21 protein-coding genes and 2 tRNA genes are annotated in these 25,166 nt (G+C 69.1%); 17 read left to right on the top strand and 6 right to left on the bottom strand.

Annotated elements, in window-relative coordinates; genetic code table 11:
- Positions 1 to 54 precede the first annotated feature (54 nt).
- From ISU10_RS04805 to ISU10_RS04795, 3 genes are all read left to right on the top strand, one after another.
- Positions 55 to 393 carry a hypothetical protein gene (locus ISU10_RS04805; protein WP_194695224.1) on the top strand — a complete coding sequence of 113 codons (339 nt, stop codon included), beginning with the start codon at positions 55 to 57 and terminating at the stop codon, positions 391 to 393.
- Positions 380 to 760, top strand: a complete 381-nt coding sequence (locus ISU10_RS04800; RefSeq protein WP_194695223.1) for a DUF5130 family protein — start codon at positions 380 to 382, stop codon at positions 758 to 760. Before ISU10_RS04805 ends, ISU10_RS04800 begins: the two co-directional genes overlap by 14 nt.
- Before the next feature lie 117 nt (positions 761 to 877).
- Positions 878 to 2,599: an Ig-like domain-containing domain gene (locus tag ISU10_RS04795; protein ID WP_194695222.1), complete on the top strand. Its 1,722-nt coding sequence runs from the start codon at positions 878 to 880 to the stop codon at positions 2,597 to 2,599.
- 273 nt (positions 2,600 to 2,872) lie between these two features.
- Here the strand turns inward: ISU10_RS04795 and pepN are convergent, their stop codons facing one another.
- The gene (gene pepN, locus ISU10_RS04790) at positions 2,873 to 5,431 is read right to left on the bottom strand and encodes an aminopeptidase N (protein WP_194695221.1); all 2,559 of its coding nucleotides are present in this window, start codon (positions 5,429 to 5,431) and stop codon (positions 2,873 to 2,875) included.
- Positions 5,432 to 5,658: 227 nt separating this feature from the next.
- Here pepN and metG point away from each other — a divergent pair, with 227 nt between their 5' ends.
- Both metG and ISU10_RS04780 read left to right on the top strand, forming a co-directional pair.
- Positions 5,659 to 7,470 carry a methionine--tRNA ligase gene (gene metG / locus ISU10_RS04785; protein ID WP_194695220.1) on the top strand — a complete coding sequence of 604 codons (1,812 nt, stop codon included), beginning with the start codon at positions 5,659 to 5,661 and terminating at the stop codon, positions 7,468 to 7,470.
- Positions 7,467 to 8,066: a short chain dehydrogenase gene (locus tag ISU10_RS04780; RefSeq protein ID WP_194695219.1), complete on the top strand. Its 600-nt coding sequence runs from the start codon at positions 7,467 to 7,469 to the stop codon at positions 8,064 to 8,066. Before metG ends, ISU10_RS04780 begins: the two co-directional genes overlap by 4 nt.
- Before the next feature lie 7 nt (positions 8,067 to 8,073).
- Here ISU10_RS04780 and ISU10_RS04775 read toward each other — a convergent pair whose 3' ends face one another.
- A complete protein-coding gene (locus tag ISU10_RS04775) occupies positions 8,074 to 9,369 on the bottom strand; it encodes a hypothetical protein (RefSeq protein ID WP_194695218.1) in 1,296 nt (431 codons plus the stop codon).
- 30 nt (positions 9,370 to 9,399) lie between these two features.
- Between ISU10_RS04775 and ISU10_RS04770 the strand changes: the two genes are divergently transcribed.
- The 7 genes from ISU10_RS04770 to tig all read left to right on the top strand — a co-directional run bounded on the left by ISU10_RS04770 (position 9,400) and on the right by tig (position 14,623).
- Positions 9,400 to 10,284, top strand: a complete 885-nt coding sequence (locus ISU10_RS04770) for an alpha/beta hydrolase (RefSeq protein ID WP_194695217.1) — start codon at positions 9,400 to 9,402, stop codon at positions 10,282 to 10,284.
- Between the two features lie 48 nt (positions 10,285 to 10,332).
- Positions 10,333 to 10,854, top strand: coding sequence for a ribose-5-phosphate isomerase (locus tag ISU10_RS04765; protein ID WP_194695216.1), 522 nt, complete (start codon positions 10,333 to 10,335; stop codon positions 10,852 to 10,854).
- Complete coding sequence (locus ISU10_RS04760; RefSeq protein WP_194695257.1) at positions 10,847 to 11,704, top strand: Fpg/Nei family DNA glycosylase; 858 nt, start codon at positions 10,847 to 10,849, stop codon at positions 11,702 to 11,704. The genes ISU10_RS04765 and ISU10_RS04760 overlap by 8 nt, the downstream gene beginning before the upstream one ends.
- A 28-nt stretch (positions 11,705 to 11,732) precedes the next feature.
- Positions 11,733 to 12,860, top strand: coding sequence for a PP2C family protein-serine/threonine phosphatase (locus ISU10_RS04755; protein ID WP_194695215.1), 1,128 nt, complete (start codon positions 11,733 to 11,735; stop codon positions 12,858 to 12,860).
- An 87-nt stretch (positions 12,861 to 12,947) separates the two neighbouring features.
- A tRNA-Gly gene (locus tag ISU10_RS04750) sits at positions 12,948 to 13,018 on the top strand.
- Positions 13,019 to 13,065: 47 nt separating this feature from the next.
- Positions 13,066 to 13,138: transfer RNA gene (locus ISU10_RS04745), tRNA-Pro, on the top strand.
- Between the two features lie 57 nt (positions 13,139 to 13,195).
- The gene (gene tig / locus ISU10_RS04740; protein ID WP_194695256.1) at positions 13,196 to 14,623 is read left to right on the top strand and encodes a trigger factor; all 1,428 of its coding nucleotides are present in this window, start codon (positions 13,196 to 13,198) and stop codon (positions 14,621 to 14,623) included.
- A gap of 71 nt (positions 14,624 to 14,694) precedes the next feature.
- Here the strand turns inward: tig and ISU10_RS04735 are convergent, their stop codons facing one another.
- Positions 14,695 to 15,282, bottom strand: a complete 588-nt coding sequence (locus ISU10_RS04735) for a hypothetical protein (RefSeq protein ID WP_194695214.1) — start codon at positions 15,280 to 15,282, stop codon at positions 14,695 to 14,697.
- A gap of 185 nt (positions 15,283 to 15,467) precedes the next feature.
- Here ISU10_RS04735 and ISU10_RS04730 point away from each other — a divergent pair, with 185 nt between their 5' ends.
- The 5 genes from ISU10_RS04730 (at position 15,468) to clpX (ending at position 20,470) form a co-directional block, all read left to right on the top strand.
- Positions 15,468 to 16,187: an Ig-like domain-containing domain gene (locus ISU10_RS04730; protein ID WP_194695213.1), complete on the top strand. Its 720-nt coding sequence runs from the start codon at positions 15,468 to 15,470 to the stop codon at positions 16,185 to 16,187.
- 62 nt (positions 16,188 to 16,249) lie between these two features.
- Positions 16,250 to 17,755 carry an AAA family ATPase gene (locus tag ISU10_RS04725; protein ID WP_194695212.1) on the top strand — a complete coding sequence of 502 codons (1,506 nt, stop codon included), beginning with the start codon at positions 16,250 to 16,252 and terminating at the stop codon, positions 17,753 to 17,755.
- A 34-nt stretch (positions 17,756 to 17,789) separates the two neighbouring features.
- Positions 17,790 to 18,401 carry an ATP-dependent Clp protease proteolytic subunit gene (locus ISU10_RS04720; RefSeq protein ID WP_194695255.1) on the top strand — a complete coding sequence of 204 codons (612 nt, stop codon included), beginning with the start codon at positions 17,790 to 17,792 and terminating at the stop codon, positions 18,399 to 18,401.
- Positions 18,402 to 18,413: 12 nt separating this feature from the next.
- Entirely contained in the window at positions 18,414 to 19,031 is a 618-nt protein-coding gene (locus ISU10_RS04715) for an ATP-dependent Clp protease proteolytic subunit (RefSeq protein WP_194695211.1), read from the top strand.
- A 155-nt stretch (positions 19,032 to 19,186) separates the two neighbouring features.
- Positions 19,187 to 20,470, top strand: a complete 1,284-nt coding sequence (gene clpX, locus ISU10_RS04710) for an ATP-dependent Clp protease ATP-binding subunit ClpX (protein WP_194695210.1) — start codon at positions 19,187 to 19,189, stop codon at positions 20,468 to 20,470.
- A 72-nt stretch (positions 20,471 to 20,542) separates the two neighbouring features.
- Here clpX and ISU10_RS04705 read toward each other — a convergent pair whose 3' ends face one another.
- The 3 genes from ISU10_RS04705 to valS all read right to left on the bottom strand — a co-directional run bounded on the left by ISU10_RS04705 (position 20,543) and on the right by valS (position 25,136).
- Entirely contained in the window at positions 20,543 to 21,469 is a 927-nt protein-coding gene (locus tag ISU10_RS04705) for a putative endonuclease domain-containing protein (RefSeq protein ID WP_194695209.1), read from the bottom strand.
- Between the two features lie 218 nt (positions 21,470 to 21,687).
- Positions 21,688 to 22,428 carry a hypothetical protein gene (locus ISU10_RS04700; protein ID WP_194695208.1) on the bottom strand — a complete coding sequence of 247 codons (741 nt, stop codon included), beginning with the start codon at positions 22,426 to 22,428 and terminating at the stop codon, positions 21,688 to 21,690.
- A 95-nt stretch (positions 22,429 to 22,523) separates the two neighbouring features.
- Positions 22,524 to 25,136 (bottom strand): valine--tRNA ligase, encoded by a 2,613-nt coding sequence (gene valS / locus ISU10_RS04695; RefSeq protein ID WP_194695207.1) that lies wholly within the window; start codon positions 25,134 to 25,136, stop codon positions 22,524 to 22,526.
- Positions 25,137 to 25,166 lie beyond the last annotated feature (30 nt).

Below are 25,166 nucleotides of genomic sequence, written 5' to 3'. Positions count from 1 at the left end.
TAGCGAGAGCGCGGAGCCGATAGTCTGCCGCCCGTGACCCGAACACTTCCAGCGATGCTTCTTCGGTCCGCAGCCGTCGTCGCGGTCGCCCTCGCCCTGCCGCTCACGTACGCCGCGGCCGCGAGCGCCGACCGACCCGAGGGCTGGGACACTCCGCCCGACGTGTCCTTCACCCACACGTTGCTGGTCTTGGTGCTGATCCCACTGGCCTGCGTCGTGCTGCTCGCCCTGGCCGTCTACGTCCCACCGATCGTGCGGGGCGAGTCGGTCGCTCCGGCCGGCGTCCGCGCCGACGACCAGTGGTTCGGTGGCCGGGCCGACGCGGAGCTGGCTCTCGAGGCACGCAAGCCCGAGACGGTCGACCAGACGGGTGGGGCCAGTGGCAGCTGGTGACTTCTCCGCCTCCGAACGGTTCGAGATCGACAAGGCCATCCGGGCGGCCGAGGAGACCAGCCGCTACGAGTTCTCGGTGTTCGTCGGTGATGCCGAGTCCTCGCCACGTGACTTCGCGGTCGGCCTGCACTCGGCCCTGGTTGCGCCCTCCCGCAGCGTGCTTGTCCTGGTCGACCCGGTGGCGCGGGTCATCGAGGTGGTGACCGGCAGCGTCGTCAAGCGCACCCTGACCGACCACGAGGTGCAGCTGGCCATCCTCGAGATGCAGACCGACTTCGCCGCCGGCGAGCTGGTCGGCGGCATCAAGCGCGGCATCAACCTGCTCGCCCAGCACGCGCGGGCGCCGCACACGCTGCACGCCGAGTAGCAGCACCCGCCCGCCGGCCCGGCGCTCAACGGCCAGTCGGGACTTGCCACCCGCCTGGGCGATAGTGCGCGCGCACGGCGTTATGCCGGCGTTACAGGCTGCTTCTAGCTTCTGCGCATGGTGCTTGCCTCGCGTCCTCGCCGCTCCATCGTCTCGATCGCCGTGCTCACGCTGGCGCTTGCGGGCCTGACCGTGGCCGCCTCGGCTCCGGTGTCGGCGACGGTCACCAGCGAGTTCGTCTCGACGACAACGACCTACCTGGGCGACGACCTCACGACGCTGGGTGGAGGACAGTCGCTGCTCGTGCCAGCAACCGGGAGCGCGGGGCCGGCGAATCCGTACCCGGCCCAGATGGGTCTCGGTGTGCCGCTCCTCGGTCCTGAGATCGTCGACGTCGACCTGACCATTCTCAACCTGACCAGCACGGCTCCCGGCGACCTGAACCTGCTCCTGGTGAGCCCGACCGGTCAGCAGGCGCTCGTGATGTCCGACATCGGGGCCGGCAACGACGTCTCCAACGTCACCTTCACCTTCTCCGACGAGGCGGTGATCTCGTTGGGCGACGCGACGATCGTCAACGGCGCCGTCTACGCGCCACAGAACCAGGGCGGCGACGGCGAGGTGTTCCCCGCTCCGGCTCCTGCCCTGGACGGCAACAGTGCCCTGTCGGTCTTCGACGGGCAGCCGGTGGGCGGGTACTGGCAGCTGTATGTCGTGGACGACCAGACCGACGACGTCCACACGATCGGCGGCTGGTCCCTGAAGTTCGTCCTCGCCACCACGCCGTACCCGAACACGATCGAGGTGTCCGGGCTGCCGGCGGTCAGTGACGTGAACGTGCGTCTCGACGGGTTCGACTCCGACCGTCCCGACGACGCTCATTTCCTCCTCGTCGGCCCGCACGGCCAACAGGCGTACCTGATGGGCGATGCGGGAGGAAGCGTCGAGGACACCGAGGTGTCCCTCACCTTCGACGACGAGGCCGCCGGGGTCCTGCCGGACTCGACCAGGATCAGCAGCGGCACCTATCGGCCGTTCCTCTACGGCGACCCGGACTTCTTCCCGGCGCCGGCGCCGGCGGTCTCCGCCAGCACCTCGCTCTCGGTGTTCGACGGGATCGACCCAGACGGTCAGTGGAAGCTGTTCGGCGTCGACGACCAGGCCGGCGAGCTCGTGAGGCTCGACGGCTGGGCGCTCGAGCTGAGCTGGGAGGACACGGTCAGCCCCACTGGGACGGTCGTCGTCAACGGCGACGCGGCAAGGACCCGGTCGCGCGACGTGACCGTCGACCTGACCGGCGCCGACCCGGAGGGCACCGGGGTGGCCTCCGTGCGCCTGAGCAACGACGGCGTGACCTTCTCGCCCTACCAGGCCTTCGCGGGGAGCCTGCCGTGGACGTTGGCCGCGGGAGACGGGTCGAAACGGGTCTACGCGCAGTTCAAGGACGCAGCCGGCAACGAGTCGACGCTCGTCATCGACTCCATCGTCCTCGACACGACGGGTCCTCGCGCCGGGAAGCTCTCTCCGGGCAGGAGCGCAACGGGCGTGGCAGCCACCGTGAAGGTGAGGATCAAGGCCACCGAGGCGCTGCGTCAGGGGTCGGTGTCGGCGACGACCGTCTTCCTGAAGCGGAAGGGCGCCACCGTCAAGGTGCCCGCGCGGGTCTCGTACCAGGCCGCCGAGCGCACCATCCTCCTCGTCCCGCGTGGCCCGCTACGCCGTCACACGACGTACGTCGTCACGGTCAGAGCCGTCCGGGACTCCGTGGGCAACCGGTGGGACGAGAAGCCGTCGCGGGCCGGCGCCCAGGCACTCACCTGGTCCTTCACCACCGGCTGACGGCGCAGCTCGGAGAACTCAGGTCAAGCCGCCTGCGGCTGACGCCCCCGCCAGACTCCTGTCTGAGTTCGACGCGCCGGCGTCCGTGGACGCGACTGCACCACCGAAGACCCTGGGCCCAGGGTGGCAAGACCGACCTCCGCGACGCCCTACCGCTGTGCCACTTCCATCACCGGCGGATCCACGACACCGGCTTCAACCACCGGTTCCTTCCCGACCGCAGCGTCGAGTTCACCAGGCGGACGTGACGGTTCACCTGGCAAGTCCGGCGCGTCAGTGGGCTTCGGCGTCCTTCGCCTGCGCCCGCAAGGCGCGGGCGACGTCGTCGCGGCCCTCGCGCACGTACCTCTTGGCGCCAGGGTTGGCGGGGGAGGAGTCGAGCCACGCGTCGAGCCGGTCGAGCATCTCCGGGCTGCCCAGGGGGGCAGGGAAGGCGTACTCGAGAGCGGTCGATGCCTTCTGGGTGCCCAGGCGCTCCCAGATGTCGTCGGCGGCTTCGAGGTACTTCTCGAGGTACGGCGCGAGCAGCTCCTCCTGCCCGTAGCGCATGAACGACAGACAGATCGAGCGGTGGGTCTCGTTGGGCACGTTCTCCTGGACCGTCGCCTGGTCCCACGCCTCGGCCTTGGCCTCGGCCGTCGGACGCGAGGTGAGAGCGGCGGCGGCGTGCTCCTGGCCCGAGATGGTGTTGTCCCGCTTGAGCTCCTCGGCGATGTCGTCGGCGCCCATGCGGCCGTTCTTGGCCAGGCTGGTCACCAGCGCCCACCGCAGGTCGGTGTCGACGGCCAGGCCGTCGACGACCACGGAGCCGTCGAGGATCCCCTGGATCTCGTCGAGGGCCGCGGGGTTGTGCGCTGCTCCGGCGTAGCTACGGGCGAAGGTCAGCTGATGGTCGCTGCCCGGCTCGGCGGCGAACAGCAGCTCGCGCACCCCGCTCTCCCAGTGGTCCTTGAGAGCAGCCCGGCCGGCCTTGGCGGAGTAGGCGTTGACCGCCTGTGCGGCGTAGACCGGGATGCGGGCCGAGCCGAACGCGTCGGTCTCCGAGCCGATGTTGAGCAGCACCAGCTCGACGAAGTCGGTGGCGCTCATCTCGGCGTCGCGGGTCATGTCCCAGGCTGCGCCCCAGCACAGTGCGCGTGCCAGCGAGTCGTCCAGACGACGCAGCCCTCCCACGACCGTGGCCAGCGACCGCTCGTCGAGGCGGATCTTGGCGTAGGTCAGGTCACCGTCGTTGAGCAGCAGCAGGTCGGGCTGCAGCTGGCCGACCAGCTCGTCGAGGTGGGTGAGCTCGCCTTCTACATCGACCTCCACGTGGTGGCGGCGCACCAGCCGGCCCTGCTCGTCGTCGTAGAGGCCGATGCCGATGCGGTGGCGGCGCAGGGTCGGGTAGTCGGCTGCGGCCGACTGCCGGACCGCGAACGAGGTGTAGGCGCCCTCGGCATCGAGCTCGAACTCCGCGGCGAGGGTGTTGACGCCGGAGGTCTGCAGCCACTCCTTGGCCCAGGAGTCCAGCTCGCGGCCCGAGGCCTTCTCCAGCGCGGTCAGCAGGTCGGTGAACTCGGAGTTGGCGTAGGCGTGGTCCTTGAAGTACTGGCGCAGGCCGGCCAGGAACGCGTCGAGGCCGACCCATGCGACCAGCTGCTTGAGCACCGAGGCGCCCTTGGCGTAGGTGATGCCGTCGAAGTTGACCTCGACGGCCTGGAGGTCGTAGTTGTCGGCGGCGATCGGGTGCGTCGAGGGGAGCTGGTCCTGGCGCAGCGCCCAGTTCTTGCGGGCGTTGGTGAAGCCGGTCCACGACTCGGTGAAGTCGGTGTTCTGGACGGCCGCGTGGTAGCAGGCCCACTCGGCGAACGACTCGTTGAGCCAGAGGTCGTCCCACCACTTCATGGTCACCAGGTCGCCGAACCACATGTGGGCCATCTCGTGCAGGATCACCGAGGCGCGGAACTCGTAGAACGAGCCGTCCTGGCGGCTGCGCGGGAGGTACTCGTCGCGCAGGGTCACGGCGCCGGCGTTCTCCATCGCGCCCATGTTGTATTCGGGCACGTAGAGCTGGTCGTACTTCTCGAAGGGATAGGGGAAGTCGAAGGCATCCTCGAAGAACTCGAAGCCCTGCTTGGTGATCTTGACGACCTCGTCGCGGTCGAGGTGCTCGACCAGGCTCTGGCGGCAGTAGTGGCCGAGCTCGATGGTGCCGTGCTTGCCCTCGTAGGTGTCGTGGACCGAGTGGTACTCACCGGCGATCAGCGCGGTGATGTACGTCGACATCCGCTTGGTCGTCGGGAAGCGCCAGACCGACTTGTCGTCGGTGCCCTCACCGGCAGGCTCGGGCGCCGGGGTGGGCGCGTTGGAGACCACGACCCAGTCGGACGGTGCGGTCACGTTGAACCGGAAGGTCGACTTGAGGTCGGGCTGCTCGAAGGTCGTGAACACCCGGCGCGCGTCGGGGACCTCGAACTGGCTGTAGAGGTAGACCTTGCCGTCGGCGGGGTCGACGAAGCGGTGCAGGCCCTCGCCCGTGTGGCTGTAGGGGAGCTCGCAGAAGACCCTCAGCTCGTTGCTGGCCTGGAGGTTGTCGAGCCGGATGCGGCTGTCGCGGTAGACGTCGAAGGCATCGAGCTTCTCGCCGTTGAGGACGACCTCGTGGATGGTCGCGCCGACGAGGTCGGCGAAGCTGCTCGCCCCGGGCTCGGTGCAGGTGAAGCGCAGCACGGTGGTGCTCTCGAACACCTTGTCGGACACGGTCAGGTCGAGGTCGATGGTGTAGGACTCGACCGAGAGAAGACCGGCACGGGTCTGCGCCTCTTCTCGCGTGAGGTTGGTTCCAGGCATGTGGGCATCCTGCCATTCGAGACACAGGGAGACAGCATCGAAGGGAGGCCCCGTTACCGACTCATGACCTCCTTCTCGGCAAGACCCCCAGTTGGTAACGATTCAGCAACCTCGGCCGGCCGAAGGGTGAGCAAGCTGCTCGACCTCAGCTGACGCCACCGCTGGTTGAGGAGGTCGCGCAGCGACCGTCTCGAAACCCGGTGGCACACCCTCAATAGGCTCTCCTCATGACGCATGTCCTGTCCGCCGTCGCCTGGCCGTATGCCAACGGCCCTCGCCACATCGGCCACGTCGCCGGTTTCGGCGTGCCCTCCGACGTCTTCAGCCGCTACATGCGCATGGCCGGACACGACGTACTCATGGTCTCCGGCACCGACGAGCACGGCACGCCGATCCTGGTCGCGGCCGACAGCGAGGGCGTGAGCGCCCGCGAGCTGGCCGACAAGAACAACGCGATCATCGTCAACGACCTGGTCGACCTCGGCCTGTCCTACGACCTGTTCACCAGAACCACGACGGGCAACCACTACCAGGTGGTGCAGGAGCTGTTCACGACCGTGCACCGCAACGGCTACCTGGTCGAGCAGACGGCGCAGGCGGCCATCAGCCCATCGACCGGTCGGACCCTGCCCGACCGCTACATCGAGGGCACCTGCCCGATCTGCGGGTACGCCGACGCGCGGGGCGACCAGTGCGACAACTGCGGCAACCAGCTCGACCCGACCGACCTGATCAACCCTCGCTCGAAGATCAACGGCGAGACCCCGGCGTTCGTGGAGACCCAGCACTTCTTCCTCGACCTGCCGGCGCTCGCCGAGGCGCTGACCGACTACCTCAAGGGTCGCGAGTCTTCGGGGACGTGGCGACCCAACGTCATCAAGTTCTCCCTGAACCTGATCGAGGACCTGAAGCCGCGCGCCATGACGCGCGACATCGACTGGGGCATCCCCGTGCCGATCGACGGCTGGCGCGAGCAGCCGACCAAGCGGCTCTACGTCTGGTTCGACGCGGTCATCGGCTACCTCTCGGCGTCGATCGAGTGGGCCCGCAGGCTGGGTGAGCCGGACCGCTGGCGCGAGTGGTGGAACGACCCCGAAGCCCTGTCCTACTACTTCATGGGCAAGGACAACATCGTCTTCCACGCCCAGATCTGGCCGGCGGAGCTGATCGCCTACAACGGCGAGGGCGCGCGAGGTGGCGAGCCGGGAGAGTTCGGGCGGCTCAACCTGCCCACCGAGGTCGTCTCCAGCGAGTTCATGACCATGGAGAGCAAGCAGTTCTCCACGAGCCGCGGACACGTGATCCTGGTCGGCGACTTCCTGGCCCGCTACCAGCCCGACGCGCTGCGCTACTTCATCTGCGCGGCCGGTCCGGAGACCTCCGACGCCGACTTCACCTGGGCCGACTTCGTGCAGCGCACCAACTCCGAGCTGGTGGCCGGCTGGGGAAACCTGGTCAACCGCACGGCGACGATGATCGCCAAGAGCTTCGGCGAGGTCCCGCCGGCCGGGGACCTCGAGGAGATCGACGAGGCCGTGCTGGCCGCCGTACGCGCGGGTTTCGACACGGTGGGCGACCTGATCGGCCGACACCGGCAGCGCGCCGCCGTCGCGGAGGCGATGCGCGTCGTCGGTGAGGTGAACAAGTACCTCACCGCCACCGAGCCCTACAAGATGAAGGGCGACGACGAGCGTGAGCGCCTGGGCACGGTGCTCCACATCGCGGCACAGTGCGTGCTCGACTGCAACACCTTGCTCTCGCCGTTCCTCCCGCACTCCTCGACGAAGGTCTGGCAGGCCTTCGGGGGCGAGGGCGACTTCCAGCCGATGCCGAGCACCGACTACGTCGAGGACCTCGAGCCCGAGCTGGGTGCGGGGCTGTTCACCTACCCGATCATCACCGGCGACTACTCCGCGACCCCGACGTGGGCCTCGCGGCCGGTCACGGTGGGTGCCAAGGTCGACAAGCCCTCGCCGATCTTCACCAAGCTCGACCCGTCTGTGGTCGACGAGGAGCGCGCCCGGCTGGCTGCGTCATGAGGGTGCTGGTCGTGGGGGCGAGCGGTCGCCTCGGTCGGGCCGTGGTCGCTGCGCTCGCCGACCGCCACGAGGTCCTCGAGGCGTCCCGCACCTCCCAGCACTACATCGACCTCACCAACTCCGCGTCCGTTGCCGGGCTCTACGCCTCCGTCGGCACGGTCGACGCCGTGGTGTGCACGGCCGGGAAGACGCCCTACGGCGCGCTGACCGAGCTCACCTCCGAGCAGTGGCTGACCGGCGTACGCGACAAGCTCCTCGGCCAGGTCGAGCTGGTCCGGCTGGGTATCGACCACGTCAGCGACGGCGGCTCGTTCACGCTCGTCTCGGGGATCTTGTCGGCCGAGCCGGTGCCGACCAGCCCCATCGCCTCGACCGTCGACGGCGGCATCGATGCCTTCGTCAGGTCTGCTGCGATCGAGCTTCCGAGAGGCCTGCGGATCAACGCGGTCAGCGCCACCGTCTTCGAGGAGGCCTGGGACGCCTACGGCGCGATGTTCCCGGGCGCCACGCCCATCCCGGTGGCCGACGCGGCACGTGCCTACGTGGAGTCGATCGAGGGCACGGCGAGCGGTGAGGTCCTCAGGGTCGGCTACTGACCGGCTCTCAACGGGTCTGCATGGCCGCGAGGTCTGCGAACGCCAGCCGGACGAGCTCGTCCTTCGAGATGCCGAGCACCTTCCGGATCACGCGGTCGGACTTCTCGTCCGGGTCGTCGCCCGAGATCCGCCGGTAGGTCTCGCCCATCTCGAAGACCTTCTCGACCCCGTAGTCGTCCACGATGCGGGTGACCGCTGCCCGGGCGATCAGGTAGTCGGCCGTGGGGTCGATGCCCCAGACCCCCGTCGTCGGGAGCCGGTGATGGGTCCCGAGCGTGTGCTTGAGGGCGTCGGCGTCGATCCTGAGGTCGTCGAGGCTGGCCGGTGCGGTCGACGCCCATTCGGCGATGCCCTCGACCACCCAGGACGGAGCGGCCGCCAGCCTGCGCGCGGTCAGGTAGTGCGTCAGCTCGTGCCGCATGATCTCGGGGTCCGTGACGATGCGATCGGTCATCTCGGGGTTCACGACGATCCGTGCTCCGGCGATGCCGTGTCCCTCCTCGATGCCGAAGCTGAAGACCGTCCTGGAGACGGCTGCGGCCTGCTCGTCCTTCAACGTGCTCATGGACAGGGCATCGCCGACGCTGGTGGCGTCGACCAGGACGTCGTACTGCGGCTCGACATCGAGCGCGTCGGCCACGAAGCCGATGTAGTCGGTCATCTCGGCCGCGAGGTCGCCAGCCGTGTCGGCGCGCTTCTCGTCCACGACGACGATGAGGCGACCGGTGCGGGCGACCGCGATCGGCACGGCACCTCCCCACGGGCGCCACTGGGCGTCGTCGTCGGCGTACTTGCCCGGCACGCTCTCGGCGCCGAGCAACCACGTGCCATCACGACGCACGAAGGTGTTCTCGACGACGTTGGTGACGGAGCGGGTGTCGATGTCGAGCCGGACCTGCTCGAGCACTCGCGGACGGAACACGGGGTCGTTGCCCTTGACCTTGGCTGGCACCCATCCGGAGGCGTCGTCGACGTCGTAGCCGACCTGCTCCACCGGCAGCTTCTGGAGGTTGTCGAAGACCAGCCCCTGCTGGTGCATGAGCACCTTGTTGCCCGGGTCGACGGTGGCCATGAAGGCCTTCCGGTCGCCCTTCTCCAGAGCCTGCGCACGCCGATCGAGGAGCTTGCGGATGGCGGCCCGGTCCTCGTCGGTCGGCTGGAACTTCCCGTTGCCCGTCGGGGACGAGGACGCGGACCCCGGACTCGTGGTGGCAGAGCGGGGGACACTGGCTTCGTTGCTGCATCCGGCCAGCAGCTCGATGAGCGCGGCGATCGCGATCAGCGCTCGAGCGTCCCCGGCCACGCGCCGGAGGCTACGTCACAATCCGGTTCCATGGCGCTACATCCCCAAGCCCTGGCAGAGATCGAGGCACACGCTGGCACGACCCCGATCTGGGCCGAGAGCTTCGACGTCCCCGCTGAGCGAGCAGCCGCCAGGGCCCTGGCGGCTGCCGAGCCTCGCGAGCACGTGGCAGCGGTCGAGGACGTCGACGCGGGCGGCGTGCCGGCGCGCCTGTACACCCCCGACGGCGCCGGGCCAGGAGTGGTGGTGCACGCCCACGGCGGCGGGTTCGTGTTCAACGACGTGGAGGTCCACGACGCCCTCGCCCGGTGGCTGGCCAACCGGGCAGGGATCCGGGTGCTGAGCATCGACTACCGCCTGGCCCCCGAGCACCGGTTCCCGGCGGCCGTGGAGGACCTGGACGCCGCGCTCGCGTGGGTCCCCACGCGTGAGGAGCTCGCCGGACCGCTGTTGCTGCACGGCGACTCGGCCGGCGCGAACCTCGCTCTCGTGGCAGCGCTGCGCCATCCGCGCATGGTCACCGCCCTCGCGCTGGTCTACCCGTTCCTCGACCCCACGGCGGCGTTCGCCTCCTACCGGACCCATGCCGAGGGCTTCGACCCCCGCGAGGCGGCCTGGTACTGGCAGCAGTACGCCGCCGACAAGGCCGACCTCGAGAGTCCCGACCTCGCCCCCCTGCTCTCCGACCGGCTGGGTGGCCTGCCGCCGACCCTGGTCGTCACGGCCGAGCACGATCCCCTCCGCGACGAGGGGGAGGAGCTCGTACGCCGACTGGCCGAGGACGGCGTGAGGGTGACGGGCTTTCGTTGCCTGGGGCAGATCCACGGCTACTACCGCCACGACCGTTTCGACGCTGCGCAGACCACCGTGCTGGCGGTGGCGGCGTACCTCGCGAACGCCGCCCGGAGCGGGTGACCTGAGAAGCGTGGCCAGTGCTGGGCTGCGGTTCCCTAGACTCCGCGCATGCGCGTGCACCTCGGCTGCGACCATGCCGGTCTCGACCTCAAGGCCCACCTGGTGGCCTGGCTGACCGAGCACGGCTACGAGCCGGTCGACCACGGGCCGTTCGTCTACGACGCCCTCGACGACTACCCCGTGTTCTGCATCCGCGCCGCCGAGGCCGTCGCGGCCGAGCCGGGCAGCCTGGGGGTGGTGATCGGCGGCTCGGGCAACGGCGAGCAGATGGCGGCCAACAAGGTGGCCGGCATCCGCAGCGCGCTGGTGTGGTCCGAGGAGACGGCGACGCTCGCGCGCGAGCACAACGACGCCCAGGTCATCGCGGTCGGCGGACGCATGCACTCCCTCGACGAGATGACGCGCTTCGTCGAGGTCTTCTTGGCCACGCCCTTCAGCGGTGAGGAGCGCCACGCGCGCCGGATCGCGATGATGGCCGACTACGAGCGCACCCACGACCTGCCGCCCTTGCCCTCTTCGGCCCAGGCTGGTCCTGGGGCCGATGACCCCGCTGACCCCGCTGATGCCTGAGGGTCACACGCTGCACCGGCTGGCCCACGAGATCGGTGCGGCGTTCACCGGTCGGCAGGTCTCGGTCACCAGTCCGCAAGGCCGGTTCGCGGGGTCAGCGGCGCTGGTCGACGGTGCCACGATCGTCGGCGCCGAGGCAGCGGGCAAGCACCTGTTCATCGAGTTCGACGCTCCCTTCGACGGGGAGCGCGTGATCCACATCCACCTCGGGCTGATCGGCCAGCTCGACGTGCACGCCGACGTCGACGAGATCCCGCTGCCGGTCGGACAGGTCCGCCTGCGCCTGACCACGCGCGGGCTGCCCGCGTCCTACGCCGACCTGCGCGGTGCCATCGTCTGCGACCTGGTGACCACGGCTCGCCGCGAGGACGTCATCGGCCGGCTCGGCCCCGACCCGTTGCGCGACGACGCCGACCCCGGGCGCGCCTGGTCGCGCATCAGCCGCAGCTCGCGCCCGATCGGCGACCTGCTGATGGACCAGGAGGTCGTGGCCGGTGTCGGCAACGTCTACCGCGCCGAGGTGCTGTTTCGGCACCGGCTCGATCCGCTGCGACCGGGTCGCACGTTGCGCGCCCGGCAGTGGCTGGCGGTCTGGGACGACCTCGTGCTGCTCATGCACGAGGGGGTCAAGACCGGCACCATCGACACGGTGCGCCCCGAGCACACGCCGGATGCGATGGGCCGTGCCGCGCGAGACGACGACCACGGCGGCGAGGTCTATGTCTACCGGCGTGCGGGCCAGTCGTGCCACGTCTGCGGCCGACGCGTGCGCACCCAGGTGCTGGCCGGGAGGAATCTGTTCTGGTGTGGGCATTGTCAGCCGCGGTTCCGGTCGCGCGCCGTACAGTGATCGCCAACGACCGGACGGGATCACGACCATGAGTGGAGCGCCGAAGTCGCGATCGGTCGCCCCCGCACGCGTTCCCGCCCAGCTCGCCGGCCGACTCGCAGCAGCCTGGAAGTCCCTCGATGACCCGGCCGCGCCGCCCAAGGGCCCACTCTTCGGCCTGCTCGTCTTCACCCTGCTGTTGGCCGTCGGCACCATCGGCTTTCCCGACTACGTGCCGCTCAACGTCCTGGTGATCCCGCTGATCCTGTCGAGCCTGTTCCTGAGCCCCCGCTACGTGCCGGGCTTCTTGGCCTTCCTCGCGGCGGTCACGGTCGCGTCGATACCGCGGCTCGTGGTTCCGACGCAGCGCACCTGGGTCGCCGTGGTGATCATCCTCGCGCTGTGCGTGCTGGTGCTGGTGACCTCCAACCGGCGCGCGCGCCTGGGCGTGGCCGGCGCCCAGGGGGAGTCGATGCTCGTCGACCTGCGCGACCGCATCCAGCGCTACGGTCGACTGCCCGAGCTCCCGCACCAATGGGTGGCGCAGTCGGCACTGCGCTCTGCCGGGGGGACGCTGTTCGCCGGCGACTTCATCGTCGCCTCGGCCACCAAGGGTCGCCTCGACGTCGCGGTGGTCGACGTGTCCGGCAAGGGCGACGCGGCGGCGACCCGGGCCCTGCTGCTCTCGGGCGCGTTCGGCGGCCTGATCACCGCCGTACCACCCCATGAGTTCCTGACCGCTGCCAATCACTACCTGCTCGGCCACCGGTGGGACGAGGGGTTCGCCACGGGCGTGCAGCTCTCCCTCGACCTGGCCAGCGGCCACTTCGAGGTCTGGACCGCTGGTCATCCGCCGTGCATGCACTTCGCCGCCGGCAGCGGCCGCTGGACCGCCCTGCAGAGCGACGGTCCGGTCCTCGGTCTCATCGAGGGCGCCGAGTTCGAGAGCGTGCGCGGCGTGATGCGACCCGGCGATGCCCTCTTGCTCTACACCGACGGGCTCGTCGAGACCGCCAAGCGGGAGATCGAGCTCGGCATCGACCGGCTGATCGGCGAGGCCGAGAAGGCCCTGCACGGCGCCCCGGCCACCCAGGCCGACCGCGTCGACAGGCTCGTGGACCGCCTGGGTTCTCGCGACGACGACCGCGCGTTGCTGCTGGTCCACCGGATGGCCTGAGGAGCTGGACCGAGGCCTGGATCCCACCGTTTCGAGGCGGCCGCTGGTTGGGGTCGCGCGCTGCTCCTGTGGCACGATGCGGGCTGCGCGGATGTAGCTCAATGGTAGAGCCCCAGTCTTCCAAACTGGCTACGCGGGTTCGATTCCCGTCATCCGCTCTCAGGCGCTGTGACCACAGCATGACCGTGGGATGCAGCCAGCCTGGCGGGGCGTAGCGTAGTGGCTAGCGCGCCTGCTTTGGGAGCAGGAGATCGCAGGTTCGAGTCCTGTCGCCCCGACGAGTTGCCAGCAACGGCCGAACCACCAGCAGCCACCAGAACATGAGGAGACACCCTGTGAAGAGCGCCGTCGAGACCTTGAGCCCGACCCGGGCCAAGCTCACCGTCGAGGTGCCCTTCGAGGAGCTCAAGCCGAGCCTCGACAAGGCGTACAAGACCATCGCCCAGCAGATCAACGTGCCGGGCTTCCGGCGCGGCAAGGTGCCCCCTATGGTCATCGACCGTCAGGTGGGCCGCGGTGCCATCCTCGACCAGGCGATCAACGACGCGTTGCCGCAGCTCTACATCCAGGCGCTGCAGGACAACGACCTCCAGCCGCTGGCGCAGCCGGAGATCGAGGTCACCCGGATCGAGGACAACCAGTCCCTCGAGTTCACCGCCGAGGTCGACGTGAAGCCCGAGATCGAGTTGCCGGCCTACGACGACCTGACCGCCGAGGTCGAGGACGTCACGGTCAGCGACGACGAGGTCGAGGAGCAGGTGCAGGCGCTGCGTGAGCGGTTCGCGACCCTGGTCGACGTCGACCGGGCCGCTGCCGACGGCGACTTCGTGGTCATCGACCTGGTGGCCCAGCAAGATGGCGCAACCGTCGACGGTGCGGAGCTGACCGGGATGTCCTACAAGGTCGGCCGCGGCGGGATGCTCGACGGGCTCGACGAGGCGCTGGCCGGCATGACGGCCGAGGAGGAGAAGACCTTCAGCTCGCAGCTCGTCGGCGGAGACCTGGTCGGCCAGGACGTCGAGGTGCGGGTCAAGGTCAGCAAGGTCCAGGAGCAGGAGCTGCCCGAGCTCGACGACGAGTTCGCCCAGCTGGCCTCGGAGTTCGACACCGTCGAGGAGCTGACCGCCGACGTACGCGAGCGTCTGGGACGCGGCAAGCGCCTGGAGCAGGCGGCTGCTGCCCGCGACGCCGTGCTGGAGGCCTTCCTCGAGCGCGTCGACGTGCCCCTGCCCGAGACCGTCGTGACCGACGAGCTCAACTCACGCCGCAGCAACATCGAGCAGCAGCTCGCCTACGCCGGCATCCCGTTGGAGAAGTACCTCGAGGACGAGGGCCAGACCGAGGAGGAGTTCGAGGCCGACCTCGAGCGTCGGGTACGAGACGCGGTCGTCGCGCAGCTGCTCCTCGACGAGGTCGCGACCAAGGAGGAGCTTGGCGTCAGCCAAGACGAGCTGCAGGAGCACCTGCTCCGTCGCGCCCAGCAGTCCGGCGAGGACCCGCAGGCGTTCATCAACCACATGCTCGAGCACAACCACATCCCCGAGATGGTCCAGGAGATCCGCCGGGGCAAGGCGCTGGCCCAGCTCGTGGAGAGCGCCACCGTCACCGACGCCTCGGGCAACGTGTTGGACCTCAAGAACCTCCGGCCCGACGGCACCATCGGCGAGCCGGTCGACGAGTCGGCCGACCCCGAGGCCCCCGAGAACTCTGCCGAGCCCGCAGCCGGGGACAGCGAGCCCACGACGGCCGCCGCTCGTCTCTGAGCCCGCTCGAGCGGACCCGCCCGGCGACCTCTGGCCGCCGGGCAGGTCCTGCGATGCACGACCGGCTGGGTCTACTTGCCTGCGCAGATGGCGTAGTGGACGACGGTCTGCGCGGTCGCCTCGGTGTTCTTGACGGTGGTCCGCCAGCCGGTGGGCGCCACGCCGTCGCCGGACGCGGAGGTGAAGGTGAAGTTGCCGATGGTGATCGGGCTGGTCGGGTGGCTCTTGGTCACCTCGCCGGCCGTCGTGCCGAGCAGGACGATGCCGTCCGGGGTGGCGTACCCGCCCCCGCCGATGGCGACCTGGTCGGCGCCGCAGACCACGGTCGCCTGATGCGAGGCACCGGCGGCCACGTTGGCCGTGCTCGAGGTCTTGGTCACGATGGTCGTGAAGCCCTGGGCTGCGGCGGCAAGATCCGCCTTCCCGATCGTGCCGTCCTTGACCTTGGCGCCGTTGACCGCGTTGGCCTTGATCTTGGGACTGGTCACGGCACCCCCGTGGAGCTTCGGTGTGGTCACCGCGCCGTTCTTGATCTGTGCCGTGCCGATGGCTGCAGCCGCCCAGGCGGGAAGCGGGGTCAAGGAGACGGCGATCAGCAGGGCGAGGTAACCGATGATGTTCCTGCTCAGGTGGCGCCCGAGGCGTGCGCGGCGCGTCATGGCCGGAGCTGCGTTGTTCACGTGTGTTCCCCTCATGAGTGGACAGACCTTGGCACGGAGCCTGCTAGAAGCCGGGCCGCGTGTCGATGGTCCGATCGGGCTAAGGCTCGCCGGGGGCGACGGCGACCTGAGGCTCTGATCGCGTTCGCGTGCCGCGAGGCTGGTTCCTGCTCTACCGTCCGCACATGGACATCCCTCGTCGTGCACACCTGGCGGCATCCGCACTCGCCGTACTCACGGCTGCGTCGCTGCTGGGTCCCTCAGCTGCTCACTCCCTCGTGCCCGACACGGTGAGCCCGGCCGGGACCGTCGTGATCAACGCGGGCGCAGGCAGGGTCTCGATCAGGGCCGTCACGCTCACGCTCACGGCGCTCGACCCAGATCCGGGATCGGGTGTCACCGACATGCGGTTCAGCAACGACGGCGTGACCTTCTCCGCCTACCAGCCGTACGCCGCCACGGCGGCCTGGCGCATCTCCGGAGGCGAGGGCACCAAGAGGGTCTACGCCCAGTTCAAGGACGGCGCCGGCAACGAGTCCGAGGTCGTCAGCGACACCATCAAGCTCGCGATCGGCCCCCGGGCCGCGTTCGTCTCGCCCCCGCGGGGGATGACCGGGATCTCACCGCTCACCAACGTCACCATCAAGGCCAGTGAGCGCGTGAAGGCGGCGACGGTCAACGCCACCACGGTCTGGCTCGTGGGCAACGGGACGCGGATCCGCTCGCGGATCACCTACAACGCCGGGACCCGGACGATCACCATCAACCCCAACAGGACCCTGCCCGCACCGCTCACGTTCATCGTGCGCGTCAAGGGCGTGAAGGACCTGAAGGGCTATCAGTGGGACGAGGACCCGCGCAAAGCCGGTGCGCAGTCCTTGAAGTTCTTCTTCGCGACCCGCTGATGGCACACGCGGCCGCACCTGATGCGGATGAGCCCGGGGGAGGTCGCTCGTAAGGTCGCCCCATGAGTGATCAGCAGGGTGCCGAGCTGGCCGACCTCGGCCGCTACGGCAGACGGCTCGTGTCGGCTTTCGTGGACAAGGCTCGCGAGGCGCAGCGTCCGAGGTTCGCCACGATGCTGACCGAGCACCTGGGCATTCCCGCTGACGGGTTGCCGGTGGCCGAGCAGCAATGGCCCTCCTACGAGCACGTCAACGTGCAGGCGGCTCTCGACGCGTGGCTGGCGGAGCCGGGCCGCGAGCACCGGATCGTCGGTGTGGCCGGGCTGCGCCACCACGGGCCCGTGGGGCTCATCGATCTGCTCGGCATGACGCCGGAGGAGGGCAAGTACGGCGCCAGGCCGGGCAACGTGCTCCGCACTGCGTTGCCGACCGGTCCCGACGGCGAGACCCTGGAGTGCCTCAGGGTCGCGCTGGTGTTCGTGACGGACGCGACCGGCGAGCGCAGCGTCCTGCTCTTCCGGTGCCCCGATCCCGAGCAGGGCCGCGATTCGATGACGATCGAGGTGATCTCCTCGCGCGAGGGGGCAGGAGCAGAGATCGCCGCACGGCTGCGCGACCTGGCCATCGAGCACAACGTCTACCGCGGGCACGTGGTGTCGTTCGGTCGCCAGATGTTCGGCTACCACCAGGGCACGATCCTGCAGTTCCACCACCGCGAGCCACTGGACCCCGACGAGCTCATCCTGCCCGCCGGGACCTTCGAGGACGTGAGGCGACAGGTCGTCGGCGTGGCCCAGCACCGCGAACGGCTGCGTGCGGGCGGTCAGCACCTCAAGCGAGGGCTGTTGCTCTACGGCCCACCGGGCGTCGGCAAGACCCACACGGTGCGCTACCTGGTCGGCGAGCTCACCGATACCACCATCGTCCAGCTCAGCGGTGACGCCTTGGCCGCTATCAAGCAGGCCTGCTCGATCGCGCGGATGCTCCAGCCCGCGATGATCGTGGTCGAGGACGTCGACCTGATCGCCCAGCAGCGAGACATGTACGAAGCCGGAGCGCCCCTGCTGTTCATGCTGCTCAACGAGATGGACGGCCTCGACGAGGACGCCGACGTGGTCTTCCTGCTCACGACCAACCGCGCCGACCTGCTCGAGGACGCCCTGGCCTCGCGCCCCGGACGGGTCGACCAGGCGGTGCGCATCGACCTGCCCGACCGCGACGCGCGACGGCGGCTGGTGGGGCTCTACCGACGGTCACTGGTGCTGGACGAGTCACGTCTCGATGCGGTGATCGAGCGGACCGACGGCGTGACCGCATCGTTCCTCAAGGAGCTGTTGCGCCGGGCGGCCGTCATCGCCGCCGACCGGGAACCCCCGGCGGCCGGCGGGGACGCCGTACTCGCCCCGGTGCAGGTCTCGGCCGAGGACCTCGACGCAGCACTAGAGGACCTGCTCGACACCCGCAACCAGATGACCCGCCGCGCGCTCGGCCTGGACCCGACACCCCATCCGTCCGCTGTTGGCGAACAGCGACGGATTCGCCCGGGTGAGGGGGGTGGCGACGGCTAAGGTCGCTGATGTGAACCCAGACCTGACACATCAGATGGCGCCCGAGATGAACGGCGGGTCGGGCTACGGGCTCGACGACCACATCTACCAGCGGTTGCTCAAGGAGCGCATCGTCTTCCTCGGCTCCGAGGTGCGCGACTCCAACGCCAACGCGATCTGCGCCCAGCTGCTGCTGCTTTCGGCCGAGGATCCCGACGCCGACATCTTCCTCCACATCAACTCGCCCGGCGGCTCGGTCGATGCCGGGATGGCGATCTACGACACGATGAACTACATCCCCAACGACGTCGCGACCGTGGGCATGGGCCTGGCCGCATCGATGGGGCAGTTCCTCCTGTGCGCCGGCGCCAAGGGCAAGCGCTACGCGCTGCCGCACGCGCGCATCATGATGCACCAGCCGTCCTCGGGCATGGGCGGCTCGGCGTCCGACATCAAGATCCAGGCGCAGCAGTCGTTGCACATCAAGAAGATCCTGCTCGAGCTGATCTCCGAGCACACCGGCCAGCCGATCGACCAAGTGATCGCCGACGCCGACCGCGACCGCTGGTTCACCGCAGAGCAGGCGCGCGACTACGGCCTGGTCGACCAAGTCATCAGCAGCGCTCTGCAGGCTGCCGACGAGGGCCGACCGGCCCGCAAGGACTGAAGGGAACCCCCCATGAACTACTACATCCCCCAGTGGGAGGAGCGGACGTCCTACGGCTTCCGCCGCATCGATCCCTACGCCAAGCTCTTCGAGGACCGCATCATCTTCCTCGGCACGCCGATCTCCGATGACGTCGCCAACGCGGTCATGGCACAGCTGCTGTGCCTGGAGTCGATGAACCCCGACCAGGACGTGCAGATCTACATCAACTCACCGGGTGGCTCCTTCACGGCGCTGACGGCGATCTACGACACGATGCGGTTCATCCAGCCCGACGTCCAGACCGTGTGCCTGGGCCAGGCGGCCTCGGCGGCAGCGATCCTGCTCGCGGCCGGCACGCCGGGCAAGCGGTTGGCGCTGCCCAACAGCCGGATCCTGATCCACCAGCCCTACACCGAGGGCACGTTCGGCCAGACCTCCGACATCGAGATCCAGGCCAACGAGATCCTGCGGATGCGCGAGTTGTTGGAGAAGATGATCAGCGACCACTCCGGCAAGTCGATCGAGGAGGTCAGCCGCGACATCGAGCGCGACAAGATCCTCACCGCCGAGCAGGCCGTCGACTACGGTCTGATCGATGCCGTGCTCGAGTCCCGCAAACGCACGCCGGTCCTGGCCACCGGCCGCTGACCGGTCCGGACCTGTGCCGAAGTTCCGTGTCCGTCACCCCGTCGGGGGGCGGCTCGGGGTAACGTCGACTAGCTGGCACAAGAACCTGGCACCCGCACCACCCGTCGTACCCGCCGAAGTGCCCCTGCTTCGGCCGAACCGGAGGATGACCGCCCGTGGCACGCATTGGTGACGGAGGCGACCTGCTGAAGTGCTCGTTTTGCGGGAAGAGCCAAAAGCAGGTCAAGAAGCTCATCGCCGGCCCCGGCGTCTACATCTGCGACGAGTGCATCGACCTGTGCAACGAGATCATCGAGGAGGAGCTCAGCGAAGGCGCCGAGGTCACCCTCGACGAGCTGCCCAAGCCGCGGGAGATCTCGGAGTTCCTCGACTCCTACGTGATCGGGCAGGAGCAGGCCAAGAAGACCCTGGCCGTCGCGGTCTACAACCACTACAAGCGCGTGCAAGCCGGTCTTCAGCCGGTGGCCGGGAAGCACTCCAAGGAAGAGATCGTCGAGGTCGCCAAGAGCAACATCCTGCTCATCGGCCCCACGGGCTGCGGCAAGACCTACCTGGCCCAGACCCTTGCCCGGATGCTCAATGTGCCGTTCGCGATCGCCGACGCCACCGCGCTGACGGAGGCCGGCTACGTCGGCGAGGACGTCGAGAACATCCTGCTCAAGCTGATCCAGGCCGCCGACTACGACGTCAAGAAGGCCGAGACCGGCATCATCTACATCGACGAGATCGACAAGGTGGCCCGCAAGGCGGAGAACCCTTCGATCACCCGCGACGTCTCGGGCGAGGGCGTCCAGCAGGCGTTGCTCAAGATCATCGAGGGCACCACTGCCTCCGTGCCACCGCAAGGGGGCCGCAAGCACCCCCACCAGGAGTTCATCCAGATCGACACCACCAACATCTTGTTCATCGTGGGTGGTGCCTTCGCCGGGCTGGAGCAGATCATCGAGCAGCGCGTCGGCAAGAAGTCGCTCGGCTTCACCGCCGAGGTGCGCGGCCAGGCCGAGCGCGACGGCGAGGACCTGCTGGCCGAGGTCCGCCCCGAAGACCTGACCAAGTTCGGGCTGATCCCCGAGTTCATCGGCCGCCTCCCGATGATCGCGACGGTCCGCAAGCTCGACGTGGATGCGCTGGTGCGCATCCTCACCGAGCCGCGCAACGCGTTCGTCAAGCAGTACCAGAAGCTCTTCGAGCTCGACAACGTCGAGCTGGAGTTCACCCCCGACGCCGTCGCTGCCGTGGCGGCGCGGGCGCTCGAGCGTGGCACCGGCGCCCGCGGCGCTCGCGCGATCCTGGAGGAGGTGCTCCTCCACGTGATGTACGACGTCCCCTCGCGCGTCGACGTCGGCAAGGTGATCGTCAGCCGCGAGGTCGTCACCGACGAGGTCGCCCCCGAGCTCCTCCCGCGCGAGTCCGAGGCCAAGAAGAAGAAGTCCGCCTGACTGCCTGCCCCGACCGGCATTCGTCAGCAGTCCTTCGGGTTCCGCGCGCGCGGCGCCTCATGACGAATCGGCTCATGACGCCTGCGAACGACGTCGCAGGGTCGGTACGCCGATCCGGACGAGGTCGGCCATCACGTCCTCGGGCTCGAGCCTGAGCTCGATCGACGAGCAGCGAAGTACCGTGTCGCCCTGGATCACCACTGCCCTCTCGCGCTTCATGTCGCTCCACCAGGCGATCACCTCGGCGTGGAACGACCCGTCGACTTCCAGCACCACGATGCGGCCATCGGGGAGCACCCACGCGCAGTCGAGGTAGCGACGACGGCCCTGCTTGTCCAGACGCACGACCTGCCGGGTGGGAGGCAACAGCCCATAGGCATGGCACAGGCGGCCGACCTCGATCTCCGCGAACGACTGCGCGCCACCGGCGATATCGCCCAACACGGCCTTGAAGGTCTTCCCATGGCCGAGCTTGCGGATCTCCGGGATCGCCAGCGCGAACCTCTCGGCGGTGCTCAGCTGTTGTTGGACGACGGCCACGAGCAGTCCCAGCGCTCGGCGGATGTTGTGGTCGCGCTCGGCGGCGAGCAACGCGGCGTACTCGATCGGCAACCGCGGCGGGCCGCTGGCGACCGGGCGCACCCAGCGGTCGTAGGTGCGCCTGGTCTGGTGGAAGAAGTAGCCCTCGAGCGGGGCGACCCCATCGCCTCGCGGGGTCATCACGTCGATGACATCGCCCGCGCTCCAGCGCAGGCCTGCCCTCACAGCGGCAGTGAGGTGCGAGAGGACCGCGCCCTCGCCGGCATGCAGGACGCCGAGCCACAGGCGTTGCTCGGTGTTGAGCTCCCCCGTGTGAAGCACCACGACCGAGGGCGCGGGCGACCACCAACGTCCGACCTCGATCTCGTGCTCGACCTGGTGTCGTGTCCAGGTGGCTTCGCGCAGCTGCCTGCGAGTCAGCACCAGTTGCTGCCGGGCGGCCAGCGCCTGGACACGCATGAGCCGGTCCGCGCGATTTGTCAGCGGTCGTGCGGGTGGAGTCAGCGCTCCCGACGCTGACGAACCGAGGGGAGGGCGGTCAGTCACGCGCCGATCATGACCGCCGTACGACGGGAGGGTGGTGGCCTCTCCACAGGTGAGGCCAAGCCGCCGATTCGTCAGCGGTTATGCCGAGGCCGAGACCCGCGCAACCGCTGACGAATCGGGAAGGCGTTCGCTCAGGCGCCGACGTAGGTCATCTGGAAGCGCACGATCCGGACGTCCAGGTCACCTCCGCTGCCCTGGAGGGCCTGGACCCGGACGAAGTCGCCGGCCTCGAGGTGGATGATGCCGGTCGCGTTCTGGCGGGTGAAGGCCACCGCGTTGGTGGCGGGGCCGATGGCACCGCCGAAGTCCGTGCCCTGAGAGTCCTCTACCGCGATGACCCGGTAGCCGGTGGCGTTGGGACTCCAGTCGACGGTGGTCGAGACGACGTAGGTGCCGGCCACCGGGGCGATCAGGCGGTCCGACGTGGCCTGGTTCATGTTGGAGGGGTCGTAGAGCTCGACGTTGAAGGTCAAGATCTTGCCCGTCGCCGTCGCGGCGGTCTCGAGCGTGGACCCGTCCCTGGCCATGATCGCTGTCAGGGGCGTCGTGTCGTTGCGGACGAAGGACTCCGAGCTGATCCCGTCGAGCAGGTCGGCGTTGAGGCCGCTGACCTTGGTGTTCCCGCTGACCTTGAACGGTGCCTTGCCGGCCTTGGTGATGAACTGCGCCGCCGGCCCGCCGCCGGTGTTGCGCAGCTTCAGGGTCGGGCCGGTGACGGCGGAGGTGGTCTTCAAGGTGGTGGTCTTGTTGGTCTGGTTCCCGGCACCGAGCACCAGGTTGCCCGTAGCTGCGGCTGCTACTCCCGTACACGAGACCGCGAGGGCCAAGCTGGCGACGATCAGAGCGGCTGACGGGCGGGGGAACTGCTTCACGGGTGGCCTCCAGAGGGCGCGATGGTTGGTCCGACGAGACTCTGGGCGCGGTGACTGCTGCGCAATGGCCCAGATGGGCCACTCCACCCTGGGGGTCAGGCTCCGGCGACCTCGGCGAGCTCGGCGGAGACCGCGATCTCCGTGCCGTCGGTCGCGGTGAACACCAGGTCGCCCTGCACGTGACCGGCTCGCCGGAGGTCCTCGGCGGCCGACGCGGCTGCGTCGACCAGAGCCTGCGGGCCGCTCACCTCGACGCGGGCCAGCGCTGCCCTCATCGAGACCTTGGCCTGCGACTTGGCGCTGCGGATGCCCATCAGGGCAGCGGCGACCGCGTCGAGGAGTGCGGGGTCGGCGTCCACCTCGAGGCCGTCGTGCGGCGCGGGCCAGGAGCTCAGGTGGATCGAGCCGTCCTGCCACCACGACCACACCTCCTCGGTGACGTAGGGCAAGAAGGGCGCGAGCAGCCGCAGCACGGAGTGCAGCGCGCACGCCAGTGCGGCCTTCGCCGACTCGCGGGCCGCGTCGGACTCGTCGTAGGCCCGCTCCTTGACCAGCTCGAGGTAGTCGTCGCAGAACTCCCAGAAGAACTTCTCGGTGACCTCCAGGGCGGTGGTGTAGTCGTAGGCCTCGAACGCCTCGGTGGCGAGCCGGCACGTGGTCAGCAGCCGCGCGAGCAGGGCACGGTCGACGGGCTCGGTGACCAGGGCCGGGTCGGGGTCGGTCGCGCGGACCGAGCCCAGCACGAACTTCGAGGCGTTGAGCACCTTCATCGCGAGCCGGCGCCCGACCTTCATCTGCGACTCGTCGAACGGCGAGTCGGCGCCCGGGCGACCGATGGCGGCTCGCCAGCGGACGGCGTCGGCGCCGTACTGGTCGAGGAGGTCGTTGGGACCGAAGGTGGCGTTGCCCTTGGACTTGGAGAACTTCTGGCGCTTGGGGTCGACGATGAAGCCGGAGATCATCGCGTGCCGCCAGGGGACGACGCCTTGCTCGAAGTGGGCGCGCACCACCCGACTGAAGAGCCAGGTGCGGATGATGTCGTGGGCGTGCGTGCACAGGTCCATCGGGAAGACCCGGGCGAACAGGTCCTCGTCGGTCAGCCAGCCTCCGGCGATCTGCGGGGACAGCGACGACGTGGCCCAGGTGTCCATCACATCGGGGTCGCCGATGAACCCGTCGGCCTTGCCGCGCTGGTCCTCGTCGTAGCCTCGCGGCGCCTGCGTCGACGGGTCGACGGGCAGCTCGGCCTCGCTCGGGAGCAGCGGGTGGGCGTAGTCGGGCTCGCCGTCGCCGTCGAGCGGGTACCAGACCGGGAAGGGGATCCCGAAGAAGCGCTGGCGGCTGATCAGCCAGTCGCCGTTGACGCCCCCGACCCAGTTGTCGTAGCGGTGCCGCATGAAGTCCGGCACCCAGTCGATGTCAGTGCCGAGCCCACGCAGCTCCTCACGCAGCGCCTCGTCACGCCCGCCGTTGCGGATGTACCACTGGCGGGTGGCGACGATCTCGAGTGGCTTCTCGCCCCGCTCGTAGAAGTTCGTCATGCGCGTGGTCGGCCGCGGCTCGCCGTCGAGGTCGCCGGACTCGCGCAGCAGCGAGACCATCGCCTCGCGGGCACTGAACACCGTCTTGCCGGCGAGGTGCTCGTCGTACGCCGTCGCGCCGGCGCCGTCGAACCAGCTCGGGGTCTCCCGGCTCAGCCGCCCGTCACGGCCGATCACGGTGCGCACCGGCAGCTGGAGCTCGCGCCACCACGTGACGTCGGTCAGGTCACCGAACGTGCAGCACATCGCGATGCCGGCGCCCTTGTCCTTCTCGGCGAGGTGGTGGGCGAGCACCGGGATCTGCACGCCGAACACCGGTGAGGTCACGGTGGTCCCGAACAGCGACTGGTAGCGCTCGTCGTCGGGGTGGGCGATCAGCGCCACCGCGCTGGCGATGAGCTCGGGTCGCGTCGTCTCGACGTAGACGGGAGTGCCATCCGCCTGGTGGTAGGCGACCCGGTGATAGTGGCCGGCGTACTCGCGAGCCTCGAGCTCGGCCTGCGCCACGGCGGTCTGGAACGTCACGTCCCACATGGTCGGTGCGTCGGCCAGGTAGGCCTCTCCGCGGGCGAAGTTGCGCAAGAACGCGGTCTGGCTGATGCGCTGGGCCTTCGGGCCGATCGTGGTGTAGTGCTGGCTCCAGTCGACCGACAGGCCGAGCTTGCGCCACAGCTGCTCGAACTGCTTCTCGTCCTCAGGGACCAGCTGCTCGCACAGTGCGATGAAGTTGGGACGGTCGATCGGCACCTGACGCTTGGGGTCCGGCTTCTCGGGCGGGGTGAACGACGGGTCGTGGGGCAGCGACGGGTCGCAGCGCACGCCGTAGTGGTTCTGGACGCGCTTCTCCGTCGGCAGGCCGTTGTCATCCCAGCCCATCGGGTAGAACACGGCCTTGCCGCGCATCCGCTGGAAGCGGGCGATCAGGTCGGTGTGGGTGTAGGAGTAGACGTGGCCCACGTGCAGGGAGCCCGAGACCGTCGGCGGGGGCGTGTCGATCGAGTAGACCTCGTCACGCGAGCGGGTGCGGTCGAACGTGTAGGTCTCATCGGCCTTCCACCGCTGCGACCACTTCTCCTCGAGACCCTCCAGAGCAGGCTTGTCCGGTACGACGACCGGACGCCGCTCGGCGCTCGGTGTCGTCCGGTCAGTGCTCTGGGTCTCAGTCATGCGGGCCAGGATATGGGGGTGAACGGTCCC

The sequence above is a fragment of the Nocardioides agariphilus genome, assembly GCF_015352445.1.
GTDB classification, from domain to species: Bacteria; Actinomycetota; Actinomycetes; order Propionibacteriales; family Nocardioidaceae; genus Nocardioides; species Nocardioides agariphilus.
This window is presented reverse-complemented; position numbering and strand designations above follow the sequence as displayed.